The 17,665-nt window shown below is 68.6% G+C and carries 16 protein-coding genes; 5 read left to right on the top strand and 11 right to left on the bottom strand.

Annotated features, from left to right (window positions below):
• Nucleotides 1–412, bottom strand: a 412-nt coding sequence (locus tag QZ258_RS00005) for a 1-acyl-sn-glycerol-3-phosphate acyltransferase (protein WP_294177848.1), incomplete at its 3' end; no start/stop codon positions are given.
• Between the two features lie 38 nt (nucleotides 413–450).
• Nucleotides 451–1,230 (bottom strand): SDR family oxidoreductase, encoded by a 780-nt coding sequence (locus QZ258_RS00010; RefSeq protein ID WP_294177849.1) that lies wholly within the window; start codon nucleotides 1,228–1,230, stop codon nucleotides 451–453.
• 77 nt (nucleotides 1,231–1,307) lie between these two features.
• On the opposite strand from QZ258_RS00010, the gene QZ258_RS00015 reads away from it, so the two are divergent.
• The 3 genes from QZ258_RS00015 to QZ258_RS00025 are packed head-to-tail and all read left to right on the top strand — an operon-like array spanning nucleotide 1,308 to nucleotide 5,261.
• Nucleotides 1,308–2,150, top strand: coding sequence for a hypothetical protein (locus tag QZ258_RS00015; protein WP_294177851.1), 843 nt, complete (start codon nucleotides 1,308–1,310; stop codon nucleotides 2,148–2,150).
• The gene (locus QZ258_RS00020; protein ID WP_294177852.1) at nucleotides 2,147–4,432 is read left to right on the top strand and encodes an SDR family oxidoreductase; all 2,286 of its coding nucleotides are present in this window, start codon (nucleotides 2,147–2,149) and stop codon (nucleotides 4,430–4,432) included. The genes QZ258_RS00015 and QZ258_RS00020 overlap by 4 nt, the downstream gene beginning before the upstream one ends.
• Nucleotide 4,433: 1 nt before the next feature.
• The gene (locus tag QZ258_RS00025; protein ID WP_294177853.1) at nucleotides 4,434–5,261 is read left to right on the top strand and encodes a ferritin-like domain-containing protein; all 828 of its coding nucleotides are present in this window, start codon (nucleotides 4,434–4,436) and stop codon (nucleotides 5,259–5,261) included.
• Nucleotides 5,262–5,537: 276 nt separating this feature from the next.
• On the opposite strand, the gene QZ258_RS00030 is transcribed toward QZ258_RS00025, so the two are convergent.
• Complete coding sequence (locus QZ258_RS00030) at nucleotides 5,538–6,482, bottom strand: NADP-dependent oxidoreductase (RefSeq protein ID WP_294177854.1); 945 nt, start codon at nucleotides 6,480–6,482, stop codon at nucleotides 5,538–5,540.
• 55 nt (nucleotides 6,483–6,537) lie between these two features.
• A complete protein-coding gene (locus tag QZ258_RS00035; protein ID WP_294177855.1) occupies nucleotides 6,538–7,266 on the bottom strand; it encodes a M23 family metallopeptidase in 729 nt (242 codons plus the stop codon).
• Nucleotides 7,267–7,456: 190 nt separating this feature from the next.
• Between QZ258_RS00035 and aroE the strand changes: the two genes are divergently transcribed.
• Entirely contained in the window at nucleotides 7,457–8,308 is an 852-nt protein-coding gene (gene aroE / locus QZ258_RS00040; protein ID WP_294177859.1) for a shikimate dehydrogenase, read from the top strand.
• A gap of 12 nt (nucleotides 8,309–8,320) precedes the next feature.
• Here aroE and QZ258_RS00045 read toward each other — a convergent pair whose 3' ends face one another.
• From QZ258_RS00045 to QZ258_RS00075, 7 genes are all read right to left on the bottom strand, one after another.
• A complete protein-coding gene (locus tag QZ258_RS00045) occupies nucleotides 8,321–9,082 on the bottom strand; it encodes a class II aldolase/adducin family protein (protein WP_294177861.1) in 762 nt (253 codons plus the stop codon).
• A 22-nt stretch (nucleotides 9,083–9,104) separates the two neighbouring features.
• Complete coding sequence (locus QZ258_RS00050) at nucleotides 9,105–10,574, bottom strand: rhamnulokinase family protein (protein WP_294177863.1); 1,470 nt, start codon at nucleotides 10,572–10,574, stop codon at nucleotides 9,105–9,107.
• Between the two features lie 39 nt (nucleotides 10,575–10,613).
• Nucleotides 10,614–11,177, bottom strand: coding sequence for an RpiB/LacA/LacB family sugar-phosphate isomerase (locus tag QZ258_RS00055; protein WP_294177865.1), 564 nt, complete (start codon nucleotides 11,175–11,177; stop codon nucleotides 10,614–10,616).
• A 5-nt stretch (nucleotides 11,178–11,182) separates the two neighbouring features.
• Entirely contained in the window at nucleotides 11,183–12,217 is a 1,035-nt protein-coding gene (locus QZ258_RS00060; RefSeq protein ID WP_294177867.1) for an ABC transporter permease, read from the bottom strand.
• A gap of 11 nt (nucleotides 12,218–12,228) precedes the next feature.
• Nucleotides 12,229–13,239, bottom strand: coding sequence for an ABC transporter permease (locus QZ258_RS00065; RefSeq protein WP_294177869.1), 1,011 nt, complete (start codon nucleotides 13,237–13,239; stop codon nucleotides 12,229–12,231).
• Nucleotides 13,236–14,750, bottom strand: a complete 1,515-nt coding sequence (locus QZ258_RS00070; RefSeq protein ID WP_294177870.1) for a sugar ABC transporter ATP-binding protein — start codon at nucleotides 14,748–14,750, stop codon at nucleotides 13,236–13,238. The genes QZ258_RS00065 and QZ258_RS00070 overlap by 4 nt, the downstream gene beginning before the upstream one ends.
• A gap of 95 nt (nucleotides 14,751–14,845) precedes the next feature.
• On the bottom strand, nucleotides 14,846–15,868 hold the full coding sequence (locus QZ258_RS00075; RefSeq protein ID WP_294177872.1) for an autoinducer 2 ABC transporter substrate-binding protein: 1,023 nt from the start codon (nucleotides 15,866–15,868) through the stop codon (nucleotides 14,846–14,848).
• Nucleotides 15,869–16,257: 389 nt separating this feature from the next.
• On the opposite strand from QZ258_RS00075, the gene QZ258_RS00080 reads away from it, so the two are divergent.
• Nucleotides 16,258–17,442, top strand: a complete 1,185-nt coding sequence (locus QZ258_RS00080; protein WP_294177873.1) for a LacI family DNA-binding transcriptional regulator — start codon at nucleotides 16,258–16,260, stop codon at nucleotides 17,440–17,442.
• Nucleotides 17,443–17,665: the final 223 nt, after the last annotated feature.

Raw genomic sequence — 17,665 nt, forward strand, 5'->3', positions numbered from 1 at the left:
CGCGGGAGCGCGTGCCCTCGGGGAACACGAGCAGCGGAACGCCGCGCTCCAGCAGGGCACGGGCGCTGATGCTGCGCGAGTTGGTTCCGGTGCGGTCGACCGGGAAGGCGTTGAAGAACAGGGCCGTGAGCCCGCGCCGCCACCAGACATCGAAGAAGTAGTCGGCGGCGGCTCCCGCCGCGAGGTAGCGCGCGTGCTTGCGCGGGAGCGCGCCCATGATGAGCGGGGCATCCAGGTGGCTGGAGTGATTGGCGACGACCACGAACGACTTGCCGAGGCGCGTGAGCTTGTCCTTGCCGACCACCGTCACGGAGACGACCGACCAGGCGACGGGCTTCAAAATGCCGCGCTGCGCGACGAAGCGCGCGGCGGCCTGAAAGCGCGAGGTGAAACGGTCGCGCGTGGCGATCATCGTCGAACCTCCCTCACGAGCGCGCATCTCGCTCGGAATCACACGCTCACAGTATCGCGACGGCTGGACGAAATTCGGCGCGAAATCGCACGGACCGCCGACTTGGGCAGGTGACGGGCAAACCAGATGAGCAGCTTGTACCGAACACTCGGTATGGAGACGACCCGACCGCGCGAGGCGTCGCGCAGCGCCGAGCGCACCAGGGGCCCGGCGTCGAGCCACAGCGCGTCGGGAATGCTGCTCTTCTTGATGCCGGCGCGGTCGTGAAATTCGGTGTGCACCCACCCGGGGCACAGCGCCGTCACCGTGACGCCGCTGCCGTGAAGCTCGTTCGCAAGACCCTCGGTGTAGCTGGTCACCCAGGCCTTGATCGCCGAGTAGCTGCCCATCGTGACGAACCCGGCCGTGCTCGACACGTTGATGATCGCGCCGTGTCCTCGCTCGCGCATGCCGCGAGCGGCGGCGGCCGCGAGCACCAGGACGGTGCGCCCCATCACCTCGAAGGCGAGATCGTGCCGATCCGGGTCGCCGTCGACGAGGCTCGCGTGCACGCTGAACCCGGCGTTGTTGACAAGAACGCCGATCGGCCGGGTCGCATCCTCCAGGCGCGCGACGACCTTCGCGACGTCGTCTCGGTTGCCGAGGTCGGCGGGCAGCACCTCGACCTCGCGGCCGAGCGCACGCAACTCGACCGCCATCGACTCGAGCCGCTCCACGTCGCGCGCGACCAGCACGAGGTCGTCGCCGCGCCGCGCCAATTGGCGCGCGAACTCCGCTCCGATGCCCGAGGTTCCGCCGGTGACCAACGCGATCGTCATGGTCATTACGATACGGTGCTAGAGAGCGCCGTACCCTGCACGGGCAGCTCCGCCCCCGCCAGGAAGGGTTTCTCCCGATGACTCCGCCTCCCGCCCGGCCCGAGGGCTCCGCCCTCTCGTCTGACGTCGACGGAAGCGGGGTGTTCGACGTCCGGGAGTTCGCGCGCACCGCGCGCGGAAGCCATCGCGGCGATCCCGCGGTGGTCGCACTCGACGGCGCGGCGCTTCCCGCCGACGCGATCACCCTGATCCGCGTGCTGCGCGATCTGGAGCGCACCACGCTCGACCGGATGCGCAACCTGCTGGTCACCGCCACCCACAAGGACGCCCGGGTGACGGCGTTTTTGACCACCTGGGCGTTCGAGAAGTTCTGGATCGCTGACGCCCTCGACGCGGCGCTCGAGACGGTCGGCGCCGAGGCCCGCTCCGACACCGGGTCGACGCGCCCCCGCCGCCGTTTCGCCGAACGGGCCGAACGCCGTGGGCCCGTTGCCCGTGCGATCGCCGCCAACTTCCAGGGCCCGCAGATCGTGGCCGCGCACGTCACCACCGGGCTCGTCGACGAGTGGATCGCGCAGGCCGCCTATCGCCGCCTCGCCGCACTTGCCGCGCCGCTCGGCCCGCTCTCCCGCCTCGTCCTCGAGATCAAGGATCGTCACATTCACTTCCTCTCCGAAGAGGCGCATCGCCGCCTCGCCGACTCCGACCGTGCCCGCCGTGTGACGCAGAAGCTCGTCCGCCAGTCGGCCTGGCCGCTCGGCGCCGTCACGCAGCCCGCGAGCGACCGCGCGTTCTTCGAGCGCACCGTCTTCGGCGACGAGACCGGTCGCCGCGAGGCCGCAGCGATCACCGCCTCCCTCGCCGAATTGCCCGGCATGACCGCCGTGGCGCCCACCGTCGCCGCAAGGCTCGTCGCGTGAGCCCCGCACGCGCGAAGACCGACCTCGGGTCGGCTCATGTCTTCGTCACCGGGGCGACCGGGTTCGTCGGCCAGGCGATCGTCGAACGCCTGCTCTCCAGCCACCCCGACACGACGATCTCGATTCTCGTGCGCACCAAGGGTTCGGCAACCGGCGCCGACCGCCTGCGCACCCTGATGCGCAAGCCCGTGTTCGCCGCCTGGCGCAAGCGCGTCGGTGCCGACGAGGCCGACCGCATCGTCGCCGAACGCGTGCGCGTGATCGAGGGCGGGCTCGGGTCGGTGCCGACGCTTCCCGGTGATCTGGATGTGGTGATCCACTCCGCCTCGACGGTGAGCTTCGATCCGCCGATCGATCAGGCCTTCGCGACCAACGTCGGCGGGGCGCTGAACCTCTATCAGGCGCTGCTCGACAGCGGCTCGAACCCGCACGTCGTGCACGTCTCCACCTGCTACGTCGGCGGCATCCGCAAGGGCATCGTGCCGGAGGCGCGCCTCGAGCACGAGGTCGATTGGCGCGCCGAGTTCGATGCCGCCCGCAGCGCGCGCGAACGCGTCGAACTGCTCTCGCGGCAGCCGGAGGCGCTGCGCGGGTTCATGGAAGCCGCCCGCGCCGACCACGGCAAGGAGGGCCCCCAGGCCGTCGCCACCGCGAGCGAGGAGGCCCGCGTCGCGTGGGTGACCGAGCAGCTCGTCGACGCGGGGCGCACCCGCGCCGAAAGCCTCGGCTGGACCGACGTCTACACCTTCACGAAGGCCTTCGCCGAGCGCGCCGCCGAGGAGCTCTGGGCCGGCAGCGGGCACCGCCTCTCGGTGGTGCGCCCGGCGATCATCGAAAGCGCCGCCCAGCATCCGTTCCCCGGCTGGATCGACGGCTTCAAAGTCGCCGACCCGCTGATCATGGCCTACGGCCGCGGAATGCTCCCCGAGTTCCCCGGGCTCCCCGACACCGTCCTCGACCTCATTCCGGTCGACCACGTCGTCAACGCCATCCTCGCGGTCGCCGCGAACCCGCCAAAGGGCGAGCCGGAGTACTACCAGGTCGCCTCCGGCAACAGCAACCCGCTGCCCTTCCACCGCATGTTCGAGAACGTGCGCGAGTACTTCACCGCCAACCCCATGCCGGCTCCCGGCGGCGGCAAGATCGAGGTGCCGAACTGGGGCTTCCCGGGCAGTCGCGCCGTCGAACGCGCGCTGCGCGCCAAAGAGCGCCAGGCGGCCCGCGCCGAACGCTGGCTGAAGCGCCGCAAGCCCAGCCCCCGCACGCGCGAGCAGTTCGCCGAACTGCAGGCCCGCAAGGGCGAGCTCGAGACCCTGCGCTACTTCTCGCAGCTCTATCGCGCCTACGTGCAGTCGGAGATCATCTTCGACGACGCCAACACCCGGGCCTTGCACGCCGCGCTCCCCGCGAAGGCGAAGAAGACCGCGGGCTTCGACATCACGGCGATCAACTGGGAGGACTACCTCCAGACCGTCCACATCCCCGCGATCACCACCCTGACGCGCGCCTTCGCGCAGCGCCCCGAGGGCAAGTCGCCGTCGACGAAGAAGAAGGCCCTCCCCCAGCGCCGCGACGTCGTCGCCGTCTTCGACCTCGAGGGCACGATCGTCGACAGCAACATCGTGCAGCAGTACCTGTGGGTGCGCAGCGCCGGAATGCGCAAAGCCGCCTGGCCGGGCGAGGTCGCCAACATCCTGGCGAACCTGCCGCGCTACCTGCGTGCCGAACGGCGCGACCGCGGGGAGTTCATCCGCACCTTCCTGCGCCGCTACGAGGGGATGCCGGCAGCCCGACTCGAGAAGGTCGTCGCCGGCGGCTACAGCGACACCCTGCTGCGCCACACCAGCCCCGCCGCGATCGAGCGCATCAAGGAGCACCGGGAGGCCGGGCACCGCACCGTGCTCGTCACCGGCTCGATCGGCACGCTCGTCGCCCCGCTCGCGGGCCTCTTCGACGAGGTCGTCGCGGGCACCATGCACGAGCGCGACGGCGTCCTCACCGGCTACCTGGCGGCCCCGCCGCTCGTCGACGAGGCGCGCGCCGCGTGGCTCAAGCAGTACGCCAAGCAGCACGGCCTCGACCTCGCCGCGTCCTACGGCTACGGCGACAGCCACGCCGACCTGGTGTGGCTGGGCCTGGTGGGTCATCCGGTCGCCGTGAATCCCGACACGCCGCTCGCGCGCGAAGCGCAGCGTCGGCGCTGGGGAATCCAGCACTGGAAACGCAGCGCCCGTTCACCGAAGCGTGCTGTGATGGAGTACCGACCGAGCGAGGAGAGCTGACATGGCCTTCGACATCGACCGCTACACGGCGCAGTCCAAGCCCGTGGCCTGGGGAGACCTCGACCTGAACTCCTTCGACGACAACCCGCTGCCGCCGGAGAGCCTGCGCACGCTGCGCTATATGTGCGACGTCGAGTACCACACGGTCTGCTACCTGCGCGATCTGTTGACCACCCCCTCGCATAACGAGCCCGAGGTGGGCGCGTTCATGACGATGTGGAACCGCGAAGAGTTCTGGCACGGCGAGGCCCTCGCCGCCGTCCTCGCCAAGCACGACATCATCGTCGACTTCGATGAGCTCGCCGCCACCCGCATCAAGCTCGGCTGGAAGGACCGCCTCGACCCGATCAAGCAGTCACTGCTCGGCGGCCTGGTGGGCAACGACTTCGTCGCCGTGCACATGTCCTGGGGCGCGGCGAACGAGTGGAGCGCCAACTCGGCCTACCTCCGCATGGCCAAGCTCGAGAAGCATCCGGTGCTGGCGGAACTGCTCAAGCGGATCGCGGCGCAAGAGACCAAGCACGTCGCCTTCTACGCCTCGCAGGCCCGCGATCGCCTGGCCCAGAGCAAGAAGGCGCAGGTCATCACGCGCTTCGCGCTCAGCCGGTTCTGGGCGCCGGTCGGCTCGGGCATCTCCACCGACGAGGAGGTCACGCACGTCATGGGGCATCTGTTCCGCGGCACCGAAGGACGCAAGCTGGTGCGCGACGTCGATTCGCACATCGCGAAGCTCCCCGGCATGGAGGGGCTCACGATCGTCGAGACCGCCCTCGACAAGCGCGGCATCGCCGCCGACGGGCCCTCGACGCCGGTCGCCGTCGCCGCGTAGGCGCCGCGCTGCCGTCGCGGCCTAGCCCCCGCTCGCCCGACGGCCGCCGTCGCGTCCTCCGCGCCACGTCGCGTCCTCCGCGCAAAGTCGGAGATTCGCCCCCCTCGTCCACGAGTCGTGGGCGGGGTGTCGAAAAATCCGACTTTGGGCGGGCTGGCGCGTCGGATGTCCAAGGGACGTCTTCTCCCGAGAGGCGGACGACGGGCTGTGCCTCGTGGATGGCGTGTGGTGGACCGTCGAGGAGCGACACCGCATCGGGTCGCTCTGGAACGAGGGCTACGGCAGGATGACGATCTTGCCGTCGGCGTGCCCGGTCGCCACGAGTTCGAGCGCCTCACGACCCTGACCGAGCGGGAAGGTGGCACCGACCACGACCTCGAGCTCGCCCGCGCCCGCCAGCTCAACGAGCGCCAGCCGGGCGTCGTTGCGGATCTGGGTTCCCGGGTCGGCGCCCGGGCCACCGCCGAGCATCAGGATGCCCGCCTCGGCGCCCTTCGCCCAGCCGTTGATCGTCGCGATGCGCGCTCGGTCGGCGACCAGCTCGACCGAGACGTCGATCGCCTCGTCGGTGCCGACCGTGTCGAGCGCGACGGTGGGGCCGTCGGGCCAGATCGCGCGCACCCGGTCGGCGAGTCCCTCGCCGTAGGCGACCGGGGTGGCGCCGAACCGCTCCAGGAGGGCGTGGTTGCGCGGGCTCGCCGTGCCGACGACCTCGGCGCCCCGGGCTCGCGCCAACTGGATGGCGGCAACACCGACCGCGCCGGAGGCGCCGTGCACGAGCACACGATCGCCCGCGGACACCTTCGTCGCCTCCAACAGGTGCCAGGCCGTGGTGCCGGTGAGCAGCAGACCGGCCGCCTGCTCCCACTCCAGGGACTCGGGTTTCGGAACCAGCTTCGAGGCGGCAACGACGATGTCGCTGGCGAACGCGCCGCTCACGCCGGTGGCGAGCACCTCATCCCCCACCTCGATCGGACCGGCGGGACCGGCCGCGCCCGGGGTGGCCGCGGTGACGACTCCGGCCATCTCCATGCCCATCGGAATCGGGCGCGCGTCGCTTCGCCCGAATTGCCCGGCGAGCTTCTTCAGGTCGGCCGGGTTCACCCCCGCGGCGCGAACCGAGACGAGCACCTCGCCGGGGCCGGGGCCCGCGAGGTCGGCATCGATGACGTCGAGTTGGTCCAGGTCGCCGTAGTCGCGACCGATCAGCATGTGGGGCATGCTCCATTGTCTCGCGTTGAGGAGCCCGGCGCTGAACCGACCTGTCTACTCTCGGCTAGCGCCCGGTCTTCTCGGCGAGCCACGGCAGCGGGTTGATGGCGACACCGTCGATGCGGATCTCCAGGTGCAGGTGGGGCGCGGTGACGGCACCCGTCGACCCGACCAGCCCGATGAAGTCGCCGACCGCGACCGTGTCACCCGGCGAAAGCGGCGAGGAGCCGGTCTGCAGGTGCGCGTAGAGACTCGTGACCGACTGGCCGTCGATCGAGTGGTCGATGAAGAGGTGGGTGCCGTAGCCCCAGCCCTCCTGATAGCCCGAGACCACGCCGTCGGCGATCGCGTAGATCGGGGTGCCGGCACCCGGAAGCAGATCGATGCCGCGGTGCATCGTCGAGCATCCGCTGCAGGGGGCGGCGCGCGGGCCGAAGCCGTCGCTCATCGGAACCGCGTAGGGGAAGGGCCAGCGCACGGCGCCGCTTCCCTCACCGCCGACCGAGCCGCCGTAGGCGTTGCCGTAGCGCGCCGCGAGCAGCTCGGCGTAGGTGGTGACGTCGTAGTCGCTGCGGTCGACCGCGGCGACCTCCGCCGCCTCCGAGACCTCGAGGGTCTGCACCTCGGCGGCATCCGCCGACGGGATCTTCTCGAACGACTGCGTCGCCGAGACCGGCGCGATGCCCGGCAACGCGAAGGTGAGCGTGAACAGCCCGAGGATTCCCAGAATTCCGGTCGACGACAGCACCCGCCGGAGGCGGGCTCGGTGAGTCGAGGCGGAGTGAGTAGTCATAGGCATAGGGGAGATCGCGGCGCGCGAGGTCCGCCGTTGATTATCCACCCCTAATCTTGGAATCCTGGGGATTCGCCCAGCAGCCGGCGTCGGCACGCTCCGGGCGAACGCGCGCCGGGGGCCCCGCGGGGTGGGCCAAACTGGATGCGACCCACCCGACACCGTCGTCAGAAACGAGGCCTTGCCGCTCATGTCCACCGGTTTTCGCCACGAACTCGTCGGGGTCTTCGGCTCTCCTATCGATGAGAACCCGTCGGGCCTCATGCTCGAGGCCGCATTCGCCGCGACCGATCTCGCCTGGCGGTATCAGCTGCTCGCCGTCACGGCCGCGGACCTCGCCCCGGCACTGGCCGGCGCGCAGGCGATGGGATTCCGCGGGCTCAACCTCACGGTTCCGCACAAGATCGCTGTGATCCCGCTGCTGGATGAGCTCACCCCCGAGGCGGCGCACATCGGCGCTGTCAACACCCTCCGGTTCGAGGGCGGTCGCATCATCGGCGACAACACCGACGGCCGCGGATTCGTGCGCTGCCTGCGCGACGACGAGTCGCTGGACCCGAGCGGCATGCGCGTTGTCGTGCTCGGGGCGGGCGGCGCGGCACGAGCCGTCGCGGTCGAACTCGCTCTTGCGGGCGCCGAGCAGGTCACGATCATCAACCGGACGCTGTCCGCCGCCGAGTCGGTCGCCGTCGCCGTCCGGGCAACCGGTCTCGCCGAGGCGACCGCGCTCGGGTGGGTCGGGGAGGCGACGATCCCGGGCGGCACCGACCTGGTCGTCCACGCGACGACGCAGGGGCTCTTTCCGAGCACGGCGATGCCGGCCGTCGCGATGGAGTCGGTCACCGCCGACATGATCGTCGCCGACGTGATCCCGAACCCGGCCGAGACGCGGTTCTTGTCCGAGTCCGCGGCGCGCGGGGCGACCACGATCAACGGCCACGGGATGCTCGTCTATCAGGGCGCGATCGCCTTCGAAGCCTGGACGGGGCTCGACGCCCCGATCGAGGCGATGCGGGCCGCGCTCACGCGCGAGTTCGGGTGACCCCGGCTGGCCTCAGCTCTCGGCGAGCGCCTGCCGGCGCAAGAGTTCGTCGGGGCGCGTGTCGATGCGCGCGACCTCGACGGCGTCCATGTAGCTCGGGCCGGAGGCGGCCAGCGAGCCGAGGATGACCTTCGCGACCTTGACCGCCATCTGGGTGATCTGCACCACCTCGGCGGCACTCGACCCGAGCGCGAACATGCCGTGGTTCTGCAGGTAGATCGCGCGTGGCACCGAGCGCTCGGCGAGCAGCTGACGGGCGACCTGGGCGAGCTTCAGCCCCGGGTCGACATACGGGATCAGGAGCGGATCGACTCCGAGCACGACGATCTGGTCCGGGAACAGCGAGCCGTCCACGAGCTTGGAGGCGTGCGGCGAGCACAGCAGCGCGTTCACCGCGGTGGGATGCGTGTGGCCGACCGCGGTCACGCCCGGCAGGTCAAGACAGACCGCGTGCAGCAGCGACTCGACCGAGGGCCGGCGACCCCCCGGCGCGGTCTCGGCGACCGAGGAGAAGTACGCGCTCACCTCCGCATCGCCCGCGGTCGGTGAGTCGATCAGGTCGAGCATCGTCGGCAGCGACACCTCGACGAAGTCGTCGGGGACGGCCCTGCTCATCCAAGCGCCGCTCGCCTTCACCAGAAAGCGGTCGGGCGCGCTCAGCACCGACGAGTTGCCCTCGGCGAGGATCGTCCAGTCGCGATCGGCGCGACCCAACTCGTGCGAGAGGTCGACGAGTTCGGCGCGAAGGGCATCCTGCGAGGTTTCGACGGTCACGGCGGGGGTCTCCTTGCGGTTGTCAGACGGTGAGCCGAGTCGGCGCGTAGTGCTGCACCTCGGCGAGCGAACGTTCGGCGGCCGCGTAGGCGGCGGCGATATCGGGGACGACCCCGGCAGCCACCAGCTGCACGGCCAGGTTTCCGAGAGCGGAAGCCTCCGCCGGCCCCGCCGTCACCGGAAGACCGGAGAGCTCGGCCGTGCGCCGGCAGAGTTCCGCGTTGCGCGATCCGCCGCCGACGATGCGGATCGAGACGATCGGCCCGCCGCTGAACTCGGCGCACGCGGCGACCGAGTCGGCGTAGGCGGCAGCGAGGCTCTCGATGATCGAGGCGACCACGGCGAGCCGCGTCTCGGGCACGGGCGTTCCGGCTTCGCGACACAGTTCGGCGATCACCGCGGCCGGGTCGTCGGTCGACAGCAACCGGGGATCCGCGACGTCGAACCGGGATGCCGGCGCCTGCTCCGCGGCGGCAGCCACCACGAGCTCCACGACGCCGAGCGGGGTTCCGTCCTGCTCCGACCACACCCGCGCGCACCCGGTGAGGATCAGCATCCCGGGAAGGTTTCGCACCAGTAGCGCCGAACCGCCGACGCCGAGTTCGTTGGTGAAACCGGCCTCGCGCGCCTCGGGTGAACGAAGCGGTTTCTCCAGGGTGACGCCGACGAGCGACCAGCTGCCGCTCGAGACCAGCAGCTCACCGGATCCGGGAACCGCGAACGCGAGCGCCGAGGCGGTGTCGTGCTGGGCGACGTGGAACACCGGCACCGGCTCTGCCGCGCCAATGCGCTCGGTGATCGCGGGAGTCGTCACCCCCGCGGTCGCGCCGGTTGCGGCCAGCTCCGGGAAGCGGAAGCCGGACAGCCCCCACGCCTCCCGCAACTCGGTCGCCCAGGTGCGCGACTCGGGGTCGAGCAGCTGCGTCGTCGACGCGATCGTGTACTCGGCCTCCTGCACGCCCGTTAAGAGGTACACCCAGAGATCCGAGGTGAGGAGGACGGTCGATCCGTTGGCGACGGCTCCGCTCCGCGCATCCGATCGCAGCTGGTAGGCGGTGTTGATGTGCTGCGTGAGCACGCCGGTCACTTCGTAGGCACGCGCGGGGGTCACGTGCGCCGCGGCGCGCTCGGGCTCTTCGGGATCGGCACCCAGGTAGTTCTTGACGCGGCCGGTGAAGCCGCGCTCCGGATCCACGAGTCCGTAGTCGACCCCCCAGCTGTCGATGCCGATGCCGTGAAGCCGCTCGCCGCGCTCGGCGAGAAGCTCGACGGCACGCGCGAGACCGACCAGCGTCTCCGAGAAGAGCGTCTCGACGTCCCAGCTGAGGACGCCGTCGCGATCCACCGGGCCGTTGCCGAAACGGTGCACCTCGAGCATCTCGAGCGCGCCGTCGGCGTAGCGCCCGAGCACGACACGGCCGCTACTGGCCCCCAGGTCGACGGCGGCGAAGGCGTGCGCGTCGGCGCGGGCGGGCAGGGAGGAACGCATCATGATCGAAAACAGCTCTCGGCATCGAGTCGAGCGGGCGGCTCAGTAGGCGAGGCCGCGAGGCTCCGGGCCGAGCGGCGCGGTCGACGGGTCGGCGACCTGGAAGCCGTTGGCCTTGTAGCTCTCGTAGTCGAAGTTCTCGCACTCCTCGTAGCCGACGCGGTGGTAGGTGTCGAAGTCCTCCCAGTTCTCGTAGCCCTCCCCGAAGGAGTGCTCCAGGAACGCATCCGCCATCGCCATGCCGAGACGCGGCGCCGTATAGAACGCGCCCATCGCGAGCACGTTGCAGTTGTTCGCGGTGCTCGCCCGCTCCGCGGCCTGCACGCTTTCGGCGACGGCGGCGTGCACGTGCGGAACCTTGCTGGCCGCGACGTGGATGCCCATGCCGCTTCCGCAGAACAGGAGCGCCTTCTCGAAGTTGCCTTCGGCGATCTCGGCGCCGACGCGGAATCCGACGCGGTGATACATCGGGACCTCGTCGATCGAGGGCGTCAGGTCGGTGACCGTCCAGCCGCGCTCCTCGAGGTGCGCCTTGACGGCTTCCTTCAGCGGGAACCCGGCAAAGTCGGCTCCGAGCACGACCTGCTTGTCTTGAATGGTCTTCATGACCGCTATCCCTTTCTCGTGAAGAACCGGGCGAAGTTGCCGGGTTTGTACCACTGGTTCATGACGATGACCAGGAGCAGGACGCCGCCGTAGATCAGCGGACGGTAGAAGTTGCTGATGTCGGGGAAGGTGTTGAGCAGCGACGACAGCACCTGCAGCACGATCACCGCGAGCACCGTTCCGGCCAGGCGCCCCGATCCACCGTTCGGGTTGACCCCGCCGAGCACGACGATGAGCACCGCGAGCAGCGTGTAGGTCGAGCCGTAGTCGGCCTTGGCGGAGTTGTAGTTCGCGAGCATCACGAGCCCGGCGACCGCCGAGAAGATGCCCGAGAGCATGTAGGTCCGCACGGTCAGGCTCACGGTGTTGAGGCCGCTGAATTCGGCCGCGGTCGGGTTGGTGCCGAGCAGATAGAGCTTCGTGCCGAGCGCGGTGCGGCTCATCAGGAACCAGATCACGACGACGACGAGCGCGAACATTACCAACTGCATCGGCACGATGCCGCCGAGCTTGGCCGCGAACACCTCGCTGTACTGCGTGGGGAGACCGCTGATCGGCTTGCCCTGCGTGATGATGACGGCGATGCCGGTGAACAGCTCGAAGGTTCCCAAGGTGACGAGGATCGCGGGGATCTTGATCTTGGCGACCAGGAACCCGTTGAACATGCCGGCCAAGGCTCCGGCGACGAGCGAGAAGGCGACCGCAGCGAGGATCGCCGGCACTGCCTGGCTCGGATCGGATCCGGGAGGGGCGATCGAGAGCATGATCACCGCAGCGCCGATGCCGGTCATGTTGGCGATTGCGACGACCGACAGGTCGATGCCGCCGATGATCATGGTGAGCATGACCCCGAGCGCCATCAAGCCGAACTCGGGGAACTGGACGGCCATCGACTGCCAGGTGGAGAGGCGGACGAAGCTGGGCGTGCGCACGGCGGCGAAGAAGATGAGCAGCAGGGCCAGGATCACCGCGAGGCGCGTGACCTGCGGATCCTTGGCGAGCGCGCGCATCCGGACCGATGCGGTACTGAATACGGACATGTCGTTATTCCTTAGACCGTGACGATCGATCGCTTGCGCGAACGGCTGAGTTGGATGGCCGAGATTCCCGTGCCGACGATGATGAGGACGCCGAGCGAGAAGCGCTGCCAGAAGGTGGGGATGCCGACCAGGATCATGCTGTTCTGCACGATCACGATCAGGAGCGTTCCGAGCACGACTCCGGTGAGGGATCCGGTTCCGCCGGTGATCGCGGTTCCGCCGAGGACGACGGCGGCGATCACGAGGAGCTCGATGCCGAGCAGGTTCGTCGGGTGCATCTGGCCCATCATGCTGGTGCGCACCAGCGCGGCGATCGCCGCGATGACCCCGACCAGAACGTACAGCCAGAACTTCACGCGCTTCACCTTGAACCCGGCGCGCTCGGCGGCGCTCTCATCGCCGCCGATCGCGTAGATCGCGCGGCCGAAGGTCGTGAACTTCATGAGGAAGAACACGACCGCCAGCACGCCGACCAGCAGCAGGAACGAGACGGGCATCGTCGAGGTGAGCCCGGAGTCCGGGTTGGTGGCGATGAACAGCGCCCCGGTGCCGAATTCCTTCATCGCGGTCGGGATGTTCGGGATCTGAACCGAGTTCAGAGCGCCCTGCATGATGCCCGAGAACACACTCGCGGTTCCCAGCGTGATGATCAGCGCCGGAATCGCAATCCGCGAGGTCAGCAGGCCGTTGAAAGCGCCGAGGATTCCCCCGAGCAGAATCGCGAGCAGGAAGGGCAGCCAAAGCGCCCCCTCGTAGCCCGCGTCGACGAGCACACGCGTGGTGGCGTACACGGCGAGCGAGGACAGCGCGGGGAACGAGACGTCGATTCCGCCGGAGACCAGCACCATGAAGGCGCCGATCCCGAACAGGCCGGGAACGACCATCGCGTTGGCGATGTCGACCAGGTTGTTGGCGGTGAAGAACTGGCCGCTACGAGCCTGGATCACCACGCTCAAGGCGACGATGACGAGAAAGACGTAGAACTCGTTCGATCTCGTCAGCTTGTGGACGATCGCTTTCATCGCTGTACTCCTGCTTCTTCGGACTCGTCGTGAGCCATCAGCGCCGCCAGCTCGGCCTCGGAGGTCTCCTCCGGGTCGAGCTCGGCGACGATGCGACCGTCGTTCATCACCAGCACTCGGCTGCAGTTCTCGATGACCTCCGAGAGATCATCCGAAATGATGATCACGGCCATCCCCTCGCGGGCGAGGTCCTGCAGAATCGTGTGGATGTCGCTCTTGGAACCGATGTCGACACCGACGGTCGGGCCGTTGAGAATGAGCACCTCGGGCTCGGTGGCCAGCCATTTCGCCAACACGACACGCTGCTGGTTTCCGCCGGAGAGCGTGTTGACAGCGTTCTCCGGGTCGGGGGTGGCGATCTTCAGCTCGTCGACCCAGCGCTGGGCCTCGGTGCGGGTCTTCTCGCGGTCGAGCAGCCCGAGCGGGGTGAGCATGTTGTCGATCTCGGAGATGATCGCGTTGGCGCCGATTGACCGCTCGAGGAACAGCCCCTCGGTGAGGCGGTCTTCGGGCACGTAGCCGATGCCGTGCTTGATCGCGGAACGGATCCCCCTCAGCACGACCGGCTTCTCCTTGATCAGGATCTCGCCGTGATTCACCTTCAGTGCGCCGAACAGCGACAAGGCCAGTTCGGTGCGGCCGGAGCCGAGTCGCCCGGTGATGCCGAGGATCTCGCCGCGGCGCAGCGAGAAGTTCACGTCGGCGAAGGCGCCGTCGGCCCCGAGGTTGCGCGCTTCGAGCACCGCGGGCCCTGAGTCGGCCGGAGCGTTGAAGTGGGCGGGCTCGAACTCGCGGCCCGTCATGTAGAAGGAGAAGGAGGCGCGATCCAGCTCGTCGGGCCGCTTCGTCGCGACGCTGCGGCCGTTGCGAATGATCGTGAACTTCTCGCTGATCTCGAAGACCTCTTCGAGTTTGTGGCTGACGAACAACGTCGAGATGCCGCGTTCCTTCAGGTCGAGGATGATGCGGAAGAGCGCGTCGACCTCACGCGTGGTGAGCGCCGTCGTCGGCTCGTCCATGATGATGAGCTTCGCGTCGCTCATGAGGGCGCGCGAGATCGCGACCAGCTGCTTTTCGGCGATCGAGAGCCGGCCGACCTTTTCGTCGAGGTCGATGTCGAAGTCGATCTTGGCGACGGCCTCTTCGGCGATGCGCCGCATCCGCCGCCAGTTGATCAGCTTGCGGTGGGCCGCGAGTTCGCTCGTCAAGGCGAGGTTCTCGAGGACCGAAAGATTGGGGAAGACCGAAAAGTCTTGGTAGATGACCTGCACGCCCGCGTTGATCGCGGCCATCGGGGTCAGTCGCTTGTGCGACGTCCCGTCGATCTCGATCGTTCCGCCGTCGGGGGCATGAACACCGGAGATCACCTTGATGAGGGTCGACTTGCCGCTGCCGTTCTCACCGGCGAGGCAGTGGATCTCTCCACGACCGATGGTGAGGCTGACGTCGTCGAGGGCGTGGACGCCGGCGAACGACTTGCTCACATTGCGTACCGCGAGGAGATCGGTCATCAGCGGAACCTTTCTGAGGGGTGACGACGTGGTTCGACCGGGGTGGGGCGGCAGGTTCGTCGCCCCACCCCGGTCGTCACATCACGAACGGATGATTAGAAGCCGAAGCTGTCGACGTTGTCCTTGTTGATGACAACCCAACCGGCGCCCTCGAGCACCTTGGGGTTGATCGAGGAGAACTGCATCGACTCGTAGCCGACGACACCGAGGTCGAGGCCGTCAACGATCTCTTCACCGTCGAGGATCTTCGCGGCGAGCGAGGCCAGCGCGTAGCCCGCGTCGGCCGGGTCCCACAGCGTGAGCGACTGCACGAGGCCCTTCTCGAGGATCTCCTTGTTGGCGGCCGGCAGACCGGTTCCGCTGACGAAGACCTTGCCGGTCAGGCCGAGCTCTTCGATGGCACGCGCGACACCGGGGGCGTCGAACGACGAGGTGCCGACGATTCCCTTGAGGTCCGGGTACTTCTTGAACAGCTCCTTGGCGGTCTGGTACGCGACCTCGCCGTCATCCTGCGACTCGACGCGGGGCTCCGCCTCGAGCAGCGTCATGTTCGGGTACGCCTCGGCGGCGTGCGCCACGGCGCCATCGGCCCACTCGTTGTGCGAGGCGTTGGTCACGTGGCCGACCATCGTCGTGTAGAGGCCCTCTTCGCCCATGGCCTCGGCGAGGTTGTCCATGATGAATGCGCCGTAGTCGGTGTTGTTGAAGGCCTCGATGTCGTACATCGTGTTCTCCTGCGTCGCACCCTCGTGCGTCACGACCACGATGCCGGCGTCCATGGCTTCCTTGAGCACGGGCTCCAGGGCGCCCGGGTCGACCGGGATGACGCCGATCGCGTCGACACCCTGCGCGATCAGGTCACGGATGACCTGGGCCTGCATGGTGGCGTCGGTCTCCGACGGGCCCTTCTGGTAGACGTTGAGGCCCGAGTCCGAGGCGAACGCCTTGACGCCCTCTTCCATCCGGACGAACCAGGGGTTCGTGGAGTCCTTGGGCACGATCACGATCGTGTGGTCGCCCTCGGCGGACGTGCTGTCATCCGTCACGCAAGCCGACAGGCTGAGTCCAACCGCGAGGCTGAGCCCGACCGCAATGGCCTTAAAGCGTCGTTGCTTCATTCGTTTCTCCTTGTTTAGTGGATATGTGACAGTTCGGCGCGGTCACGGAACACCCGACGTGGTGCGTCGTCGAACGCAGACCACCCGTCGCGCGGCACCACCGAAAACGCGCGAAGAACTTCGCGCCCCGGTGAGGCCGATCGGCGAGTTCTCGCCGCGAGACACTCCAGGTGGGAGTCTCGCACTGGACGACCAGTCGCCAGGTTCGCGCGACGAGGCAAGCAGCTGCGCTTGATCATCCCGGCCCCCTGACGTCGTTGGCGTGTCCGTTGTGGTTCATAATTGAACCGGTCCAAAAGTTAGCACCCGTCGGCGCCGAACACAACAACGCGTCGCCGCGGGGAGCTGAGCGGGCCTCTAAGATGTTCCCGACAACGAGGTGATGGGCATTGGTTCGCGAGAAGATCGACGCCACCGACGCGACGCTGCGGCGCGCGAGCGGGGCTTCGACGACGGTGAAACCCGCGGGCCCGGAGCTGCCGTCGGCCGCATCCGCGTCGGTCGCCTCGGCCGTCATCGCCGCCGAAGATGCCCGCCGGGCCCGAGCATCCCCGCAGATCCGCGACGTCGCCGCCCTCGCCGGCGTCTCCGTCGGCACCGTGTCGAACGTCATCAACCACCCGGAACGGGTCACCGCACGCACCCGGAGGCTCGTCGAAGACGCCATCGCCGAGTTGCGCTTCATCCCGAATCAACAAGCGCGCGTCATCGCGGGCCTGTCGAGCGACGTCATCGGACTCGTCGTGCTCGACACCTCGAGCCCGTTCTACATGGGCGCCTCGCGTGCCGTCGAACAGGCGGTGCGCGCCGCCGGCCACGTGGTCATGCTGTGCAACTCGGAGAGCGACGTCGAGCGCGAGCAGGAGCTGCTCACGATGCTCGCCGCGCAGCGCGTCCGAGGTGTGCTGCTCACGCCGGCCGACCAGGCGGACGACAACGGGATCATCCACATCGAGGCACCCAACGGCCTCCCCGTCGTCTACCTCGACTACGAGGGCGGTCCCGACGAGTGCTCCGTCTCGGTCGACAACGTGCTCGGCGCTCGGCTCGCCGTCGAACACCTTCTGCGCCAAGGACACGACCGTGTCGCCTTCGTCGGTGGACCCCCCGGACTTCGGCAATTCACCCAGCGCTCCAAGGGCGTGATCGACGCGATCGTCGGCGCGGGCCTCGACCCGGAGACCGCGCTGGTCGAGGTGAGCGCATCCGGCCTCGGCGTTCCCGAGGGCGAGCGCGCCGTGGAACTTCTTCTCACCGGCGATCTGCCGAGCGCGGTCTTCTGCGGAAACGACATGCTCGCGTTCGGCGTGTACCGTGGGCTCTCCCGTGCCGGAATCCGTGTTCCCGAGGACGTCGTCCTGATCGGCTACGACGACATCGACTTCGCGCAGGACTGGGTGGTGCCGATCAGCACCGTCCGCCAGCCGATCGGCGAACTCGGTGCGCTCGCGGCGCAACTGCTGCTCGAGCACGCGGTCGGCGGCGAAGCACACACGCACCGCCAGGTCGTGCTCAAGCCGGAGCTGGTGCTGCGCGCGTCGAGCGACCGGCACGCACACGGCACACGCGCGTGATCCCCACCGTCGGCAAAGAAAGAACCCCGGTCTCCGCGAGTGCGGGCGACCGGGGTTTCACTGTCTCAACCAGTGTGCGCCCGGAGGTGTGTGGTTTCGGTACATCGTGGACACCTGTCTCACGTCATCGTGGACAGCAGGGTTGGTGAGGCCGTGATGTCTCACGTCATCGTGGACACCCTGGCCGCGGCAGTGTCAGCAGGTGAGCAAAGCCGAAGTGTTG

The organism is uncultured Schumannella sp., assembly GCF_905479755.1.
GTDB lineage: Bacteria > Actinomycetota > Actinomycetes > Actinomycetales > Microbacteriaceae > DCRR01.

Excerpts from the sequence above, each read along its gene's own strand:
- QZ258_RS00050 (WP_294177863.1), bottom strand. The coding sequence starts at position 10,574 with ATGATGCGTTCCTCCCTGCCCGCCCGCGCCGACGCGCACGCCTTCGCC.
- aroE (WP_294177859.1), top strand. The coding sequence starts at position 7,457 with ATGTCCACCGGTTTTCGCCACGAACTCGTCGGGGTCTTCGGCTCTCCT.
- QZ258_RS00035 (WP_294177855.1), bottom strand. The coding sequence starts at position 7,266 with ATGACTACTCACTCCGCCTCGACTCACCGAGCCCGCCTCCGGCGGGTG.
- QZ258_RS00030 (WP_294177854.1), bottom strand. The coding sequence starts at position 6,482 with ATGCCCCACATGCTGATCGGTCGCGACTACGGCGACCTGGACCAACTC.
- QZ258_RS00075 (WP_294177872.1), bottom strand. The coding sequence starts at position 15,868 with ATGAAGCAACGACGCTTTAAGGCCATTGCGGTCGGGCTCAGCCTCGCG.
- QZ258_RS00060 (WP_294177867.1), bottom strand. The coding sequence starts at position 12,217 with ATGTCCGTATTCAGTACCGCATCGGTCCGGATGCGCGCGCTCGCCAAG.
- QZ258_RS00015 (WP_294177851.1), top strand. The coding sequence starts at position 1,308 with ATGACTCCGCCTCCCGCCCGGCCCGAGGGCTCCGCCCTCTCGTCTGAC.
- QZ258_RS00055 (WP_294177865.1), bottom strand. The coding sequence starts at position 11,177 with ATGAAGACCATTCAAGACAAGCAGGTCGTGCTCGGAGCCGACTTTGCC.
- QZ258_RS00065 (WP_294177869.1), bottom strand. The coding sequence starts at position 13,239 with ATGAAAGCGATCGTCCACAAGCTGACGAGATCGAACGAGTTCTACGTC.
- QZ258_RS00070 (WP_294177870.1), bottom strand. The coding sequence starts at position 14,750 with ATGACCGATCTCCTCGCGGTACGCAATGTGAGCAAGTCGTTCGCCGGC.
- QZ258_RS00025 (WP_294177853.1), top strand. The coding sequence starts at position 4,434 with ATGGCCTTCGACATCGACCGCTACACGGCGCAGTCCAAGCCCGTGGCC.
- QZ258_RS00010 (WP_294177849.1), bottom strand. The coding sequence starts at position 1,230 with ATGACGATCGCGTTGGTCACCGGCGGAACCTCGGGCATCGGAGCGGAG.